At 49.8% G+C, this 14,932-nt stretch carries 13 protein-coding genes; 7 read left to right on the plus strand and 6 right to left on the minus strand.

Annotated elements, in window-relative coordinates:
- Nucleotides 1-52 precede the first annotated feature (52 nt).
- The 6 genes from VB741_RS21855 to VB741_RS21880 all read right to left on the minus strand — a co-directional run bounded on the left by VB741_RS21855 (nucleotide 53) and on the right by VB741_RS21880 (nucleotide 7,183).
- Nucleotides 53-958, minus strand: coding sequence for an energy-coupling factor transporter transmembrane component T family protein (locus VB741_RS21855; protein WP_323367333.1), 906 nt, complete (start codon nucleotides 956-958; stop codon nucleotides 53-55).
- An 11-nt stretch (nucleotides 959-969) separates the two neighbouring features.
- Nucleotides 970-2,331 carry a ribosome biogenesis GTPase Der gene (gene der, locus VB741_RS21860; RefSeq protein ID WP_442786424.1) on the minus strand — a complete coding sequence of 454 codons (1,362 nt, stop codon included), beginning with the start codon at nucleotides 2,329-2,331 and terminating at the stop codon, nucleotides 970-972.
- A 135-nt stretch (nucleotides 2,332-2,466) separates the two neighbouring features.
- The gene (locus VB741_RS21865) at nucleotides 2,467-3,165 is read right to left on the minus strand and encodes a Uma2 family endonuclease (protein WP_323367334.1); all 699 of its coding nucleotides are present in this window, start codon (nucleotides 3,163-3,165) and stop codon (nucleotides 2,467-2,469) included.
- A 20-nt stretch (nucleotides 3,166-3,185) separates the two neighbouring features.
- The gene (locus VB741_RS21870; RefSeq protein ID WP_323367335.1) at nucleotides 3,186-3,917 is read right to left on the minus strand and encodes a J domain-containing protein; all 732 of its coding nucleotides are present in this window, start codon (nucleotides 3,915-3,917) and stop codon (nucleotides 3,186-3,188) included.
- A 44-nt stretch (nucleotides 3,918-3,961) separates the two neighbouring features.
- Complete coding sequence (nei, locus tag VB741_RS21875) at nucleotides 3,962-4,789, minus strand: endonuclease VIII (protein ID WP_323367336.1); 828 nt, start codon at nucleotides 4,787-4,789, stop codon at nucleotides 3,962-3,964.
- A 6-nt stretch (nucleotides 4,790-4,795) separates the two neighbouring features.
- Complete coding sequence (locus tag VB741_RS21880; RefSeq protein ID WP_323367337.1) at nucleotides 4,796-7,183, minus strand: protein kinase domain-containing protein; 2,388 nt, start codon at nucleotides 7,181-7,183, stop codon at nucleotides 4,796-4,798.
- A 350-nt stretch (nucleotides 7,184-7,533) separates the two neighbouring features.
- On the opposite strand from VB741_RS21880, the gene VB741_RS21885 reads away from it, so the two are divergent.
- The 7 genes from VB741_RS21885 to VB741_RS21915 all read left to right on the plus strand — a co-directional run bounded on the left by VB741_RS21885 (nucleotide 7,534) and on the right by VB741_RS21915 (nucleotide 14,483).
- Entirely contained in the window at nucleotides 7,534-8,748 is a 1,215-nt protein-coding gene (locus VB741_RS21885; RefSeq protein ID WP_323367338.1) for a Coenzyme F420 hydrogenase/dehydrogenase, beta subunit C-terminal domain, read from the plus strand.
- A gap of 30 nt (nucleotides 8,749-8,778) precedes the next feature.
- The gene (locus VB741_RS21890; protein WP_323367339.1) at nucleotides 8,779-9,972 is read left to right on the plus strand and encodes an AAA family ATPase; all 1,194 of its coding nucleotides are present in this window, start codon (nucleotides 8,779-8,781) and stop codon (nucleotides 9,970-9,972) included.
- Nucleotides 9,969-10,577 carry a DUF4276 family protein gene (locus tag VB741_RS21895; protein WP_323367340.1) on the plus strand — a complete coding sequence of 203 codons (609 nt, stop codon included), beginning with the start codon at nucleotides 9,969-9,971 and terminating at the stop codon, nucleotides 10,575-10,577. Before VB741_RS21890 ends, VB741_RS21895 begins: the two co-directional genes overlap by 4 nt.
- Nucleotides 10,574-11,281, plus strand: coding sequence for a two-component system response regulator RppA (gene rppA, locus VB741_RS21900; RefSeq protein ID WP_323367341.1), 708 nt, complete (start codon nucleotides 10,574-10,576; stop codon nucleotides 11,279-11,281). The genes VB741_RS21895 and rppA overlap by 4 nt, the downstream gene beginning before the upstream one ends.
- Before the next feature lie 442 nt (nucleotides 11,282-11,723).
- On the plus strand, nucleotides 11,724-13,124 hold the full coding sequence (locus VB741_RS21905) for a glycoside hydrolase family 6 protein (RefSeq protein ID WP_323367342.1): 1,401 nt from the start codon (nucleotides 11,724-11,726) through the stop codon (nucleotides 13,122-13,124).
- A 52-nt stretch (nucleotides 13,125-13,176) separates the two neighbouring features.
- Nucleotides 13,177-13,497 carry a DUF4240 domain-containing protein gene (locus VB741_RS21910; protein WP_323367343.1) on the plus strand — a complete coding sequence of 107 codons (321 nt, stop codon included), beginning with the start codon at nucleotides 13,177-13,179 and terminating at the stop codon, nucleotides 13,495-13,497.
- Nucleotides 13,498-14,009: 512 nt separating this feature from the next.
- Nucleotides 14,010-14,483, plus strand: a complete 474-nt coding sequence (locus VB741_RS21915) for a hypothetical protein (RefSeq protein WP_323367344.1) — start codon at nucleotides 14,010-14,012, stop codon at nucleotides 14,481-14,483.
- Nucleotides 14,484-14,932: the final 449 nt, after the last annotated feature.

A 14,932-nucleotide genomic window follows, 5' to 3' on the forward strand; every position in this document is an offset into this window, starting at 1 on the left:
AGCTGGCTAGGCCGAGTGGAATAATCGGTCGAGCAGAGACGATTAGAGCTGCCTAGACCGGATTGCCATAGGAAATACGGACCCACCAAAAGCAAACCAGGCCAACGAGAAAGAGCCAATCCCACCAGCGTAACGTTAGCTGATGCCACTGCACCTGATGCCGTTCCGGGCTGGTAAAGCCTCGCACCTTCATGGCTCCGGCAATCTGCTGGGCCCGTAACAGGAGGTTGTCCAGCAGGCGCTCCGCCACCATCAGCCAAATTTGGCTGGCATGACGCCAGCCTAGCTTACGCCAGTTAATGGCTCGGGTGCGGATGGAACGAATCAGATTCTGCACCTCTTCTAGAACGAGGGGAATAAATCGGAGGGCTAGGGTAAGGGTGAGGGCAATTTCGGTTACGGGTAGCTTAAACCACTTTAGCGGCGCCATCAGCTCTTCCAGGGCAGCGGTGATTTCTTCGGGGGCGGTGGTTAATAAAAATAGGTTGGTGCTGTAAATCAGGGTAAATAACAGGGTGCCGACCTTGACCGCCAGCTTTAAGGACTTTTGGGTAATCTTCACCCAATGCAGGTCCACTAGAACGTACTGGTAGGCGGTTTCGGGTAGGGTGCCAATGGTTTCTAGCTCGAGATCTGCGATCGCATCCGGTGTGGGCCATCGGGGCTGGGTCACCACCGCAATGCCATCGGGCATCACCATAATCAATAGGGACGCCAGGGTAAATAAGAGCAGCAGTCCCCCCATCTGCTGTCGCCACACCCGCCAGGGAATGCGGGCGGAGAGGGTCAGGAGGGTAAGCACCGCCACCAGGCCAATGCGCCAAGCCATATTGGCCAAAACCGGCGTTAGCAAGAAACTCAGCAGCCAGGCCAGCTTTACCCGCGCATCAATCCGATGCAGCCAGGTTACCGGCTGTTCCAGATATAAACCTATCGGTAAAGAGCGGAGAAGATCCATGGGGTGCTCGGTTAAACCTTGGTAGCCCGATTTGAACTTTCCCGATCCAGATCGCGCATGGTTTTACCGCGCCACAGAATGCGAATGGGGGTGCCGTTATAGCCCAAGTTTTTACGAAACTGGCCTTCGATGTAGCGGCGATAGTTATCGGTAAAAAGCTTGCCCGAATTGACAAACAGGGTGAACGTGGGGGGACGCACACTGACCTGGGTACCGTAGTAAATGCGCCCCTGCTTACCTTGGCGAGTGGTGGGGGGCGAATGCCAGCGAACAGAGTCTTCGAGCACTTCATTCACCACCGAGGTGGTGACCCGACGACGGTGCTGGACCACCGCTTCATCGACGGCATCTAAAATATTCGGCACCCGCTGTCCGGTGAGGGCGCTGACATAGATCCGGGTGGCCCACTCCAAAAAGTGAACTTTGCCCTCCAGCTTTTTGTCGTACTCGTAGATGGTGTGGCTGTCTTTTTCGATGGCATCCCACTTGTTCACCACAATGATGCAGGCCCGGCCTTCCTCTTCAATGCGACCCGCCAGCTTTTGATCCTGTTCGGTCATGCCATCCAGGGCATCAATCACCAGCAGCACCACATCGGCTCGGCGAATCGCCTTAAAGGCCCGGTTGATGCTAAAGAATTCGGGGCCGTAGTTAACATTCTTCTTTTTGCGAATGCCAGCGGTGTCTACTAAGCGATAAACGGTGTCTTTCCTACGCACTACCATGTCAATGGTGTCACGGGTGGTGCCGGAGACATCGCTGACAATGGCTCGATTTTCGCCCACAAAGGCATTGAGCAAACTCGATTTACCGACGTTGGGTCGGCCTACGATGGCCACTTTGATTTCGTCATCCTCGACGATTTCATCGGTGGAGGGGAGGTGGGTGATCAGCTGATCCAGCAAATCCCCGGTGCCAGTGCCGTGGATGCCTGAGACGGCATAGGGTTCCCCCAGGCCCAGTCGCCAAAACTCAGCGGCCAGGAGTAAGCCTTGGTCTTCGGACTCACATTTGTTGACAGCCAGGAGTACGGGCACTGACTGCTGCCGCAACCAAGAGGCAATTTCCTGATCGCTTTCGTTGGGGCCTTCTTGGCCATCTACTACAAAAATGGCCGCCTTGGACTCCGCTAGGGCCAGCATGGCCTGTTCCCGGATGAGGGGCAGGAACTCGGTGTCGTCATCAAATACAAGCCCCCCCGTATCCACCACCATGAAGTCCCGGTCTTGCCAAAAGGCGGGTTGGTAGGTGCGATCGCGAGTCACCCCAGGCTGGTCATAAACAATGGCCTGCCGCCCCCCGGCCAACCGATTGACGAGGGTAGACTTACCCACATTGGGACGACCAATAATTGCAACGATGGGCAAAGCCATGGAGAACCGCCGGATATTTTAAAAAATCAGAAGACCATTCTAACAATTTGTGTGATAGAGATTCTTTCTTTCTCCAGGATATTCTCGCAGGTTGACATTTTTTAGGGATGACCGAGCGGTGACTATCCCGATTTTTTAGCGGTTATGGTAGGTAGTTTGATCAGACCATGGCCCATCTTTCGCCATCCTAGCCTTGAGTCCCTGTTGTAAGACATTCAGCACCGTAGCCAAATCGCCCGCAAGTAGAGCCGTTGGATTGAGCCATAGCCCAGGAAATGTTGGGGAACAAAGTAATCCGGAAGAGTTAGGCACTAGGGACTGGTATTTTCCCTCGTTGAGACAAAACCAGTCTAAGGCTGCGTCATAGACCCGCCAGACTATGTATTCTTGGATTTGATTACGACGATAGACATTGAATTTCTGGTGGAGGTCGCTCGAAGCGCTACTGGCCGCAATTTCAACGATCAGTTCTGGTGCGCCTTCAATGTAGTCGTCATGGCTGATGATGGATTGCCCGCCGGATTCAATCCTCAGGAGGGCATCGGGTTGCACTTCATTGTCAACATCTAAACGGAGCGTGGCATTGTCTAGAAGTTGAATCCCTGGTGTCGCCGCCCAGTAGGAACCCAGCCAAGCCATCATCCGAGCGTGGGGTTCTCCATGGGCTTTGGCTCGGAGGGGAGACGCCATGTATACAATTCCTTCGATCAGTTCGGCTTTTTTGATGTGGGCCATTGCCCCATAGCGCTGCTCGAATTCTTGGCGGGTGAGGCGGTCACCATTTTCGAGCGGGGGTAAGGTGAATGATGGATTTGTCAGGGGCGATGAAATCATCTTGAGGAGCAGCAACGCCCCTAGATTATAGCTTTCATGTCAGCTTTGGCTTCGCGTCGCAGCTGTTTTGCAATGCGAAATAGCTCTTGGCCCGTGTGTAAGTAGCTATCGTCGTAGGTAAAGGTAAACCGTTCAATTTCTTCGATCCCGTCTTCCAGCTGGTTGAGACAGTAGTAAAGATTGGCCGCCACCTGGGCGGTCTGCGGCGGATTGGCCATGGACTTGAATTTTTGCTTCGCTTTTTCCAGGGACTCACGACAGTCTTCTAAATAGGCCTGGAAGGCTTCCATCAGCTCATCATCGAAGGGATCGGCAGAGAGGCTGCGCACTTCTGCGGCTAGGGAGCTAATAATTTTTCCTATCAGGCGGTCGGCAGGACTGTAAACGCTGCGAATCCATACGGTGAGGGAGTTATCGGCGGCTTCGTTGGCGGCGCGCCGTTTTTGGTACTGGGCTTTGATGTCGTTGGTGTTGATAGTTTGCGATCGCACCCGCTGGGAATCGTATCGCTTGCGGGCTGCCGGATCCCCCAACACCTCATAGGCGGCATTAATCTGAGCAATCTGCTCATGATCCCGCGAGGCATCTCCCTGGCTGGCGGCCCGATTTTTGGGCTGACTGTCGGGGTGGTACTGCTTGGCAAGGCGACGATAAGCTTGCTTAATGTCCGACTGGGTGGCCGATTCGCTGATTCCTAAGACTTGATAATGGTTGGACGTCGCCATGGCCAGGATAAAGAGTCTGCTGTTCATTTTATGGGGAAAGAGGAGGTCCTGTTAGCCCTTACATTTGAACTTCATGCCCTAGGGGGCTGACAGACCGGACAGTAATAAAATCGGCGACTGCTGGCAAAATCCTTCACGATGGGCGTCTCGCAAACGCGACATGGATAGTTAGCGCGACTAAATACCCAATGACGATACTGGGAGCGCCTTTGCCCTTGGGCATGCAGCTGATTGGCGAGATCCAAATCATTGGTGATGCCGTTGTAGCGGTAGGACTGATATGGAATGGCAATGCTGGCCTCTGCCAAGGCCTCTAGCTGGTCGTCCCTACAGTCCATGGGCCGCAGCCGAGGATGAATGCCAGCTACATAGAGAATTTCACTACGCAGGTAGTTACCGATCCCAGCTAGAAAGTGTTGGTCCAAATATAGGGTAGTAAACTGGCGGCGATGGTGCTGTTTATCGGTGAGCAATGCCAGCACATGGGCCGGCCGCAGTTCTGGGCTAAGCACATCAGGGCCGAGCTTACTCAAGAATGGATGGGTGAGGATTTGTCCAGGCCTGAGCACGTCAATATCTGATGCACTGTAGAGCAGTGCAGATTTTTTTGAGTTATGGATGGCGAGACGCAGCTGCCGTTTGGTGGCAGGGTAGCTATGGGCTCTACGAACCATCCAGATACCGTAGAGCTGGTTGTGGCTATAGATACTGAGGCCGTTATCAAAATGGATCAGCAGAGCCTTCCCCCGAGTCTCGACCTGGCGCACGATCTGGCCCGTTAGCTCAGCCTCATAGGGTTTGAGATGTTCAAAGGCAAAAAAAACTTCGCTGGTAATTCTGGCTTTGACCGCCTGCTCGATCTTATCGGCGGCCTTTCGTATTTCGGGGCCTTCGGGCATGGAAAATTATTCTTTATGCCACAGTTTAATGGTTTTATCAGAGCTGGCACTGGCCATGTAGCGACCGTTGGGGTGGATGGCGATGGCAGTGACCGAGTTGCCATGGTCGGAAAAGGTTTCCACTAGCTCACCGGTTTTGGTATCCCATACTTTAATGTAGCCATCGCCGCTGGCGCTAACCACGGTGCGTTGGTTGGGTGCGATCGCAACCGCATTCACCTCACCGGTGTGCCCCTTCAACGTGTGAATCAAATTCCCTGAGCGCAGACTCCACAGTTTAATACAGCGATCCTTGCCCGCACTCGCAATCAATCGACCATCCAGGCTAATGGTGACATCATTCACCGCATTCAAATGGCCTGGCATCACCCGAAAAACCTCCCCAGTCCCCAGCTGCCAGAGTCGAATTTTATTATCCAAGCCACCGCTGACCACCAGCTGCTCATCCGGTGAAATGTCCACACAACGAATCATCCCCACATTGCCCGACAGCACCTTCAGCAACTTGCCATCCCCCAGGCTCCACACGCCCATCGTGCGATCTTCACTGCCACTCACCAAGACAGACCCCCGCTGACCAATGGCCACCGATGTCACATCATGGCGATGGCCCTTCAGCACCCGCAGCGGATTTCCAGACCCTGCATTCCATAGCCGAATGGTATCGTCATCACTACAGCTGGCCACCACCTGCCCCTGAGGACTAAACGCTACACCATTGATCCCGCGCGCATGGCCCGTCAGGGACATGGTCAGCTGGCCCGTTTGGATATTCCACAAATTAACCGTGTCATCCCAGCCCCCGCTGGCCAGCATCATAAATTTAGGGTTAAATGCCACCGTTGAAACCCATGAATTATGCCCCTTAAGGGTGTGGGTACACACCCAGTGAGACGGACCACTATGGGGACCAGAGGATTGGGAATGGGTCGTACTCCCAGATAAGCTCCCGCTCTTAGAAGCTCCAAACGATGACCCTGCGGACAAGGTTTGTCCCAGGCTGGTGGGCCCAGAAAACCTACCAGAGAACTGGCCAGAGGATGGACCAGAGAGCCGACCTGAGACGGGCCCAGCCTGGCGGCCCTGGGAAACAGCCCCCTGAGAAACGGGACCAGACGGTTGGCCCGATATGGTGGAATTAGGCTGGCCAGTAGATCTGGGGCCAGAAAGGCGGCCATGGGGATTGGGCGCTGGCTGTCCTGAACGGGGTTGTGAAACAGGTCTAACCCCAGAAGTAACTCCAGAGGTGCCTCCAGACCGGGTTCCAGAAGTACCTCCGGTGAGGGGACCAGCCTTAGATACCGGGCCAGTCTGTTGGGCTGGAGGAGATGTGGGTATATGCTCCTGCCTAAATTCGGGGCTCAGCTCTTGGCTAATTAATCGTTGACTGACACTGCGACTCACGTCCTGACCAGAGCTAATGGCATCAGACATGGGTCGTTCTTCATCCGCAGCTCGCTGTCGAGTCCAGCCCGGCACCGAACGCTGGTACGCCGGTAGAGCCTCTAGATCTTGCAATACTTCCGCTGCCGATCGATAGCGCTCATTAATAAAATCCTTGAGCATGCGATCCAAAATTGCAGCCAATTCAGGGGTGACGGTGCGCCCGGCTGAGGTGACATGCTCCTGCCATAGCCACCGGCCTTCCAAGGAGCTATAGAGCTTCTCCGGTTTACGCCCCGTAAACAGACAGATACAGGTGGCCCCCAGACTGTAAAGATCGCTAGAGGGATAGGCTTCTCCACTCCGTAACTGTTCGATGGGAGAATACCCTTCGGTACCGATGCGCGTGCCCGTATGTTCCTGTTTATCCGACAGCGAGACCTCTAGCTGTTTAGCAATGCCAAAGTCAATCAGGACCGGCTTATTGTCCTGCTGACGGCAAATAATATTGGTTGGATTAATATCCCGATGCACCACATTGCGATCGTGGATAAACTGCAAAACGGGCAGCAAATAATGCAGCAAGCGGCGGATTTTCGCCTCATCAAATGGCCCCTCCTTCTTCACCTCTTGCAGTAGGGTATTGCCCTGAATTTCCTGCTGCACCAAATAAAAATTTCCCTGGTGCTCAAAATAGGCCAACAGCGCTGGAATTTGCGGATGCTCTCCTAGATCATTGAGGCGGATCGCTTCCTGGTTAAACAGGGTGAGGGCCTTATCAAAGGTTTTATTACTGGACTGCCGGGCAAACTGCTTGATCACACAGCGAGTATTCAGGCGATCCACATCTTCCGCCAGGTAGGTTTTACCAAAGCCCCCTTGCCCCAGGGGTTTAATAGGACGGTAACGATTACGGAGCAATTCTGTCAGAGGACTGCCACAAGATTGACACACGGTGACTCCTTGTGGGTTGACCGGCACCAAGCAATCAGGATTTAAACAGCAGATCATCTCGACAGGCAGAACAGGTATAACGGTGACGCAAATGGGAACACTACTCTACTTTACCTATCAACCCCTCTTTGGCGTATTTGAATTTCTCGATGTATAGGGTAATTCCACGGGAATGCGGAAAATTTTTCCCTTAAACCCTACTCCAGCCGTATCATTTCTTCACAAAAGCCATTCTAAAACCCAAAAAAGTCAACCTTTACGGATAATAAGAACACCCGATAGACATTTTCGGCGTTGCTGATCCTTGGGATGATTTCATCTCAGAAATTCTGATTCACTGCACTATTATCCGATCAGTGTATCCCTGCAATCAGCAACAGCACTTTTCTCTACATCACCGAGTCCCTATGACCCTGGCGTCTTCTTCTCCCCCTGCTTCCAACGCACATAAAAAATCCAAGGGTCTACGCCGAGGAGCCGTGCGTCCAGCCAAGGAACTCTGTAGTGACTGTGGCCTTTGCGATACTTCCTATATTCACTACGTCAAAGATGCCTGTGCATTTATCCATCAACAGATACCAGCGTTAGAGACCCAAAACCATGGCCGCAGTCGCGACCTGGACAACGACAACGATGTGTATTTTGGGGTGCATCAGCAGATGATGGCCGCCCGTAAAACTAAGCCCATCGAAGGTGCCCAATGGACGGGCATTGTCAGCTCCATTGCCATTGAGATGCTCAATCGAGGTTTGGTGGAAGGGGTGGTCTGTGTGCAAAACACCCAGGAAGATCGCTTTCAGCCCATGCCCGTCATTGCCACCACACCGGAGGAGGTATTGGCCGCTCGGGTGAATAAGCCCACCCTATCCCCCAACCTGTCAATTTTGGATCAGATTGAGCAGTCGGGCATGAAGCGGTTGGTTGCCATTGGTGTAGGCTGTCAGATCCAGGCCTTGCGAGCGGTGCAACATGAACTGGGTTTAGAAAAGCTCTATGTGTTGGGTACTCCCTGTGTGGATAATGTCAGCCGGGCCGGGTTGCAAAAGTTTCTTGACACCACCAGTCGTTCCCCAGAGACCGTGGTGCATTACGAATTTATGCAAGACTTTCGAGTGCATTTCAAACATGAAGATGGCTCCATTGAGCAAGTCCCTTTCTTTGGTCTCAAAACTAACCAGCTGAAAGATGTGTTTGCGCCGTCCTGCATGAGTTGTTTTGACTATGTAAACTCTCTCGCCGATTTGGTAGTGGGTTACATGGGGGCCCCCTTTGGCTGGCAGTGGGTAGTGGTCCGTAACGACACAGGTCAAGAGATGTTAGACCTGATTACTGACCAGTTGGAGACGCAGCCTGTGATGTCCCAGGGCGATCGCAAACAGGCGGTACAAAACAGCATCCCCGCCTATGACAAAGGGGTTACCCTGCCCATGTGGGCAGCTAAACTAATGGGTGTGGTGATTGAAAAGATCGGACCAAAAGGGTTGGAATATGCGCGGTTTTCCATTGATTCTCACTTCACTCGCAACTACCTCTATGTAAAGCGAAATCATCCTGAGAAGTTAGAAGATCATGTGCCGGGATATGCCAAGAAAATAGTTAGTCAGTACAATTTGCCTGAGTAATGATGAGCCCGATGTCAGGATCGCTATACGATGAGAATTGAACGGCTAAAAATCACTAATTTTAAGGCCCTTCGAAATGTCGAAATGCAAGATATTCCTCCCTTCTGCATAGTAATTGGCGCGAATGGCACTGGGAAATCAACACTATTTGATGTATTTGGATTTCTCAAGGATTGCTTAATGTTCAATGTGCGCCGTGCTTTACAGGTACGGGGCGGATTTCAAGAAGTCTTAAGCCGAAATGCCGATGAAAATAAGATTGAGATAGAAATTCAGTTTAGACTCGAGATCGCAGGAACAGAAAGGTTGGTCACCTATCTTTTGTGTATTACAAAGAATTCGTCTAATAAAGTTGTTGTTGAGCGGGAGATTTTACGGTATAAGCGTGGTCGCTATGGCAGTCCCTACCACTTTCTAGACTTTTCCAAGGGGGTAGGATCTGCAATTAATAATGAAGAAGATTTTTCTAAAGAAGATACAGAACTCAACCGAGAAGAACAAGAGCTTGATGCCCCCGATATTTTAGCCATCAAAGGATTGGGGCAATTCGAGCGATTTAAAGCGGCTAATGCCTTTCGAAAGCTAATCGAAAATTGGCATATTTCAGATTTTCATATTTCAGCAGCTCGTGGGTCAAAAGATGCAGCTGGTTATGAAGAGCATCTATCTGACAGTGGCGATAATTTGCAATTAGTTGCTCGCAATATTTTTGAAAATTATCCCGATATTTTTCAAAAAATTATTGATGTTATTAAACATCGTGTTCCTGGTGTCATAGATGTTAAAACGGTGAGTACAGAGGATGGGCGGCTATTGCTCCAATTTCAGGACGGCTCTTTCAAAGATCCATTTATTGATCGCTATGTTTCAGATGGCACTATCAAAATGTTTGCCTATCTTATACTGCTCTATGACCCATCTCCTCACCCCGTCCTATGTGTAGAGGAGCCCGAAAATCAGCTTTATGTTAGTCTCATGCCGGAATTGGCTGAAGAGTTCCGTAGCTATGCGATACGTGGAGGACAGGTCTTCGTCTCTACCCACTCTCCAGATTTTCTTAATGCCACTCAACTCGATGAAGTATTCTGGCTAAGAAAACAAGACGGTTATACCAAAGTTATACGAGCGAAAGAGGATAGCCAGTTAGTAGCTCTAATGGCAGCTGGAGATCAAATGGGATATCTCTGGAAGCAAGGCTTCTTGGGGGGTATTGATCCACAGTGACGCCATCCACAGTGACAGCCTGGGAGCTTGTCTTTTTTTTGGAAGAGCTCAGTGCTAAGGCCATGCTGGAAGGCTTTTTGCCAAAGGTTTTACCTGATCATATTACACCCCGCTATATTGTTTTTGAAGGAAAGAGCGATTTAGAAAAAAGTCTTCCTGTCAAGCTTCGTGCATGGTTAAACCCACGGGCTAAATTTGTGGTATTGCGGGATCAGGACAGTGGTGACTGTACTGTCGTGAAAAGCAACCTGGTAAGGCTATGCAATAAAGCGGGTAAGTCGAATACTTTAGTCAGAATTGCTTGTCGGGAACTGGAGAGTTGGTATATCGGTGATCTAAAAGCAGTGGAAGATGGTCTTGGTGTATCGGGTCTTGCCAATCAGCAAAGTACAAGAAAGTTTCGTAATCCAGATTTGCTAAACAATGCGTATGAGGAACTTTCAAGAGTAACCAAGCAGCGATATCAAAAAGTATCTGGCTCGCGTGCTATTGGGCCATACTTAGAGAAAAATCGGAACTGTCCCCATAGTTTTCGGGCATTTATTTTAGGAATTGAGGCAATTATAGCCAGTACTGTATCTTCACCAGAAGATAAACTACCATGAGAATTTTACTGGTTGATGATGAGGTAGAGCTAACGGAACCGCTGAGTCGGGTGCTTCAGCGTGAGGGATATACCGTACAAGTGGCTCACGATGGCGAAACGGGGCACGATTTGGCAATTGGGGGTAAGTTTGACCTGCTGATTCTGGATTGGATGATGCCAGGGTTAAGTGGGTTGGAGATGTGTCGACAGTTGAGGAAATATCATCTCACTACCCCAGTGCTCTTTCTTACTGCCAAGGATACCTTGGATGATCGGGTGGAAGGACTGGATGCTGGAGCGGATGACTATTTGGTCAAACCGTTTGAGCTGCGAGAGTTATTGGCAAGGGTACGGGCTCTTTTGCGACGTCCGCCGATTCGAGAAGAGACCCAGACAACAACTTTACACTATCAAGACCTGACCCTGGATCGTGCGAATCAAATAGCTAAGCGGGGTAGCGGAGTTATCCCTGAACGCACGATTGAGCTATCTGAAAAAGAGGCGCATATTCTAGATTATTTAATGCAGCATCCAGATCAGTTGCTGACCCACCAACAGATTTATGATGCTGTCTGGGGGACGAGCGCGCAACCTAGCAGTAATGCTCTAGCAGCACAGATGCGTTTGCTACGACGCAAAGTAGAACATGATGGTGAAGCAATTTTAATTCATACGGTATATGGAAAAGGCTATCGGTTTGGTTCTCCGTCCGAGGCTATGTAAAATCTAGATGAAGAAATAGACATCTCGCTTTCAGTCAATTTTTGAGAGCTAAATTAGGCATAGAAGCAGTTCCCGGAGGAAGGAAGTAGATTATCAAAATTAATTTCAAACTATTAGAAGAGCCCTCAATTCTCCAGCCTTGGGATGAGCTTTGAAGCTTTTAAAGTTAGGAGTTTAAGGGCTTGTCAAGAGCATCGTCTATAAACAGTGCTGCGTAATTTGTGTTGCCTACCTACTTATATTGCTTCTTTTTAGGCGTTAAATTCTATCTCACGCTGAACCAATATAGGCTAAGGTGCCCCTCGCGCTTAAGTTATTTGCCATTGCTGATTTCAGGGATGAATCGAGCTGGTAATGATGCCATTTATCAGAACATCTCAGATCAACCCATCTCGAGAATCAGCAACGCCAGTTATTTTTATTCACAAAAATAAAGGACTTTATGAAGTCGACGAAACTAAAATCTTTAATCCGGTTACTGATTGTCGGCATGCTGGCAGTAACTATTCTGACCACGAGGGTTCAATCAGCTGCCTATGCAGCACTACATGTTGACAACCCGTTTGTTGGCGCAACTGCCTATTTGAACCCAGACTACGCAGAAAAAGTGAACCAACAGGCCACCCAAACCGCTGGCAGATTAGGCGAGAAAATGGCCCAGGTCGCCACATACCCTACTGCAGTCTGGATAGATCGGATTGGTGCGATTACGGGAACAGCTGCTGATGGCACCAAAATCGCTAGGAGTTTACGGGAGCATTTGGATGCTGCATTAGGGCAAAAACTCTCGGGTAAACCGATCACCTTTTTGACGGTGTTCTATAATCTACCAAATCGGGATTGTCATGCCCTAGCCTCAAATGGCGAGATTTCCCATGGGGGCATTGAACGCTATAAAACTCAATATATTGATCCGATTACAGAGATTTTTAGCGATCCGAAATATGCGCCTGTTCGCATTGTTGCTGTGATCGAACCAGATTCCTTGCCTAACCTGGTGACCAACCTGGCTACTCCTGCCTGTGCCCAGGCAAAATCGAGCGGCGAATATGTCGAAGGAATACAATATGCCTTAGATAAACTGCACCCAATTCCCAATGTCTATACCTACGTTGACCTGGGTCATTCCGGATGGTTAGGCTGGGATAGCGCGTTTGGTCCAACGGTGGCCCTAATCGCTGAGACGATTAAAGGTACCCAAGCTGGCATGAACGCAGTGGATGGTTTTATTTCAAATACCTCCGGCAGCAGTCCGACAGTAGAGCCGTTTGTGAAAGAATTTACAGGTGACCAGCCAAGCCAAGCCTCTAATTTCTATGATTGGAACCCTCATGTTGATGAAGTCAGCTATATGAGAGCGATGTACGATGCTTTTGTGGCTCAAGGCCTACCGAAGACGGTTGGGATGTTAGTGGATACCAGCCGTAACGGATGGGGCGGTCCCAATCGTCCGACCGCTGCCAGTACCTCTACAGATGTGAATACCTTTGTAGATGAGTCTCGCATTGATCAACGACCTCATCGCGGTGGCTGGTGTAACCAGATCGGCATGGGTATCGGTGAACGACCAGTCCCAGAGCCCTATGAGCATTTTGACGCCTTTGTGTGGGTTAAACCGCCAGGAGAATCTGATGGTATAAGCGAAGCCGGTATTATTGATCCCCATGATCCGGCCAAAGGATTTGACGGGATGTGCGATCCAAACGGGACCAATAGAGACAATTCGAAATACTCGACCAATGCCATGGCTGGAGCCCCCCATGCCGGATGGTGGTTTGCGAAACAGTTTGAAATGTTGGTCGAAAATGCCTATCCTCCCCTGATCAAGCCTATTCTCCCCTGATCAGACTCCCAACATATGTACAACGTTTTGGCCGAACGTATCGCTGGGAGCTGTGGGCGGTTGGCTATATCGTCAATGGGGATTGCTCCGAGATGGCTTCGACTATTTCCGTGATTGGCTGATCGCGCAAGGCCATGAGCGATTCGAAGCTGCGCTTAATAATCCGGAGATCATTGGCGAATGGGCCGAACCTGACGCAAACGAATGCGAAGATTTGATCTCTGCCGGATGGGACGCCTATTACGTAAAAACCGGAAATGGATTTCCTGATGGTGCGATCGCAGTGCAACAGTCCTCTGAACCAATGGGCGAGCAATGGGAAGAAGATCAACTGGCAGAACTGTATCCGAAACTGTGTAAAAAGTTTTTCTAGGAGTCACCCGCCATTGAAAAGTCTGTAAGGTATGTGACCAAAACATTGATCTGTGCCCAGATAATTAACAATGTCATGAAATCACCACCATATTAGCTTTTTTTGATTATGTAGCTTGCAATACCATTTACTAGGGTGTACAACTAAGGAAGTCACTGAAACGTATAATTCGCTACTCAGTTCTTTCCTTTTTTTCAATCAAGCCGCCCACAAGGTTTTAGATTTCGAACCTGGTCCTTGATAGGTTAACCAGACACTTCAGTCCTTAGATTCTGTTATCCATTCTGAGGCCAAGCACCGTAACACATCTAACGCATAGTCCGGTCTAATACTCCTGCCATTTAGTCAGGTGCTTTGCAGCAGCCTATTACCTACTGATCATCCTAGTCATAGCTAGCACTTTAATTATGCCTACTCTGTTTGCACCTCACCTCACCTCATTCCACAGCCAGCCCTCTCTCCAAGGCCACGATCTAGTAACGATATGTAATCTGGCTGACGCGGAGGGTAGTGTGGAAAATGTCGAATCCTATAGTTTTGATCAATTTCTGGGATTAGCTATCCATCTGTTCATAACCACCCAGTCACAGCATACCCGTGAACAACTGGTTCAACAGTTTCCTAAGTTTGGCAGCGCTGCGGTTTTGCCATTGGTTAAGGTTATATGTCGCATGCCTCCACAAAGCGAACTACCTTTGTTAGCGCAAGCAAGTCTCGAAGACATGGCACCACCATCTCTCATTATTGGTCTAAACCAGGTGCTAGATTGTGAGACTGATGACGACCTGAGGGAGATCGCAATTCAGAAGTTAATGAATTTAATGCAAAAGTATGACCAGTCGGTTCTTTTGTTATTGCCCAAACTAGTCTCACAACAAACTTGGCGCTTGCTAAAATTGCATCTACTGGCAGAATCACCCTATCCCAAATTTAATCAAGCCTGCCTGAATAACAAACTTCCCGTGAAAGTTAAATGTTCTCTCTAGTCAAGACAAAAGCCTTTGCCAAGCTAGATCAACTACGAAGCAACCCAAACCCTAAGCGGCCCAAAGTTTGAACGCCAATTTGGTGTCCAACGCGTCACCTTCAATCGCATGGTCAAAGGGGTTTAGTGGGCTGGCTATGCAACAACGTTATGTTAGACTCTGGAACAGGTCGATCGCCACAAAGAATCCATCCAGCCCACATTCCGCCCTTCTCAGTGGCACAAAGCTAATTAACGGATCGATCAACTCAACAGGTAATATTCCTGAGAGGCAGAGCCAAGAAATTTGAGAATCTTGCGATGGATATCGTTGAGGTTGACAACTGGAGTTTAGACAAAATCTGTTCTTGAAGCATTCAGAATCGTACTCAAGCTATTGACTGGCCTGAGTATCTTAACTAAGAGATACAATTGGGTTTTAGGCTGCGACTTTGGGCTCAGATTTGGGTG

This window comes from Leptothoe sp. PORK10 BA2, assembly GCF_034932105.1.
GTDB lineage: Bacteria > Cyanobacteriota > Cyanobacteriia > Phormidesmidales > Phormidesmidaceae > Leptothoe.

Bases quoted from the DNA above. Each gene is read 5' to 3' on its own strand.
- VB741_RS21855 (WP_323367333.1), bottom strand. From the start codon at position 958: ATGGATCTTCTCCGCTCTTTACCGATAGGTTTATATCTGGAACAGCCG.
- der (WP_442786424.1), bottom strand. From the start codon at position 2,331: ATGGCTTTGCCCATCGTTGCAATTATTGGTCGTCCCAATGTGGGTAAG.
- VB741_RS21865 (WP_323367334.1), bottom strand. From the start codon at position 3,165: ATGATTTCATCGCCCCTGACAAATCCATCATTCACCTTACCCCCGCTC.
- VB741_RS21870 (WP_323367335.1), bottom strand. From the start codon at position 3,917: ATGAACAGCAGACTCTTTATCCTGGCCATGGCGACGTCCAACCATTAT.
- nei (WP_323367336.1), bottom strand. From the start codon at position 4,789: ATGCCCGAAGGCCCCGAAATACGAAAGGCCGCCGATAAGATCGAGCAG.
- VB741_RS21880 (WP_323367337.1), bottom strand. From the start codon at position 7,183: ATGATCTGCTGTTTAAATCCTGATTGCTTGGTGCCGGTCAACCCACAA.
- VB741_RS21885 (WP_323367338.1), top strand. From the start codon at position 7,534: ATGACCCTGGCGTCTTCTTCTCCCCCTGCTTCCAACGCACATAAAAAA.
- VB741_RS21890 (WP_323367339.1), top strand. From the start codon at position 8,779: ATGAGAATTGAACGGCTAAAAATCACTAATTTTAAGGCCCTTCGAAAT.
- rppA (WP_323367341.1), top strand. From the start codon at position 10,574: ATGAGAATTTTACTGGTTGATGATGAGGTAGAGCTAACGGAACCGCTG.
- VB741_RS21905 (WP_323367342.1), top strand. From the start codon at position 11,724: ATGAAGTCGACGAAACTAAAATCTTTAATCCGGTTACTGATTGTCGGC.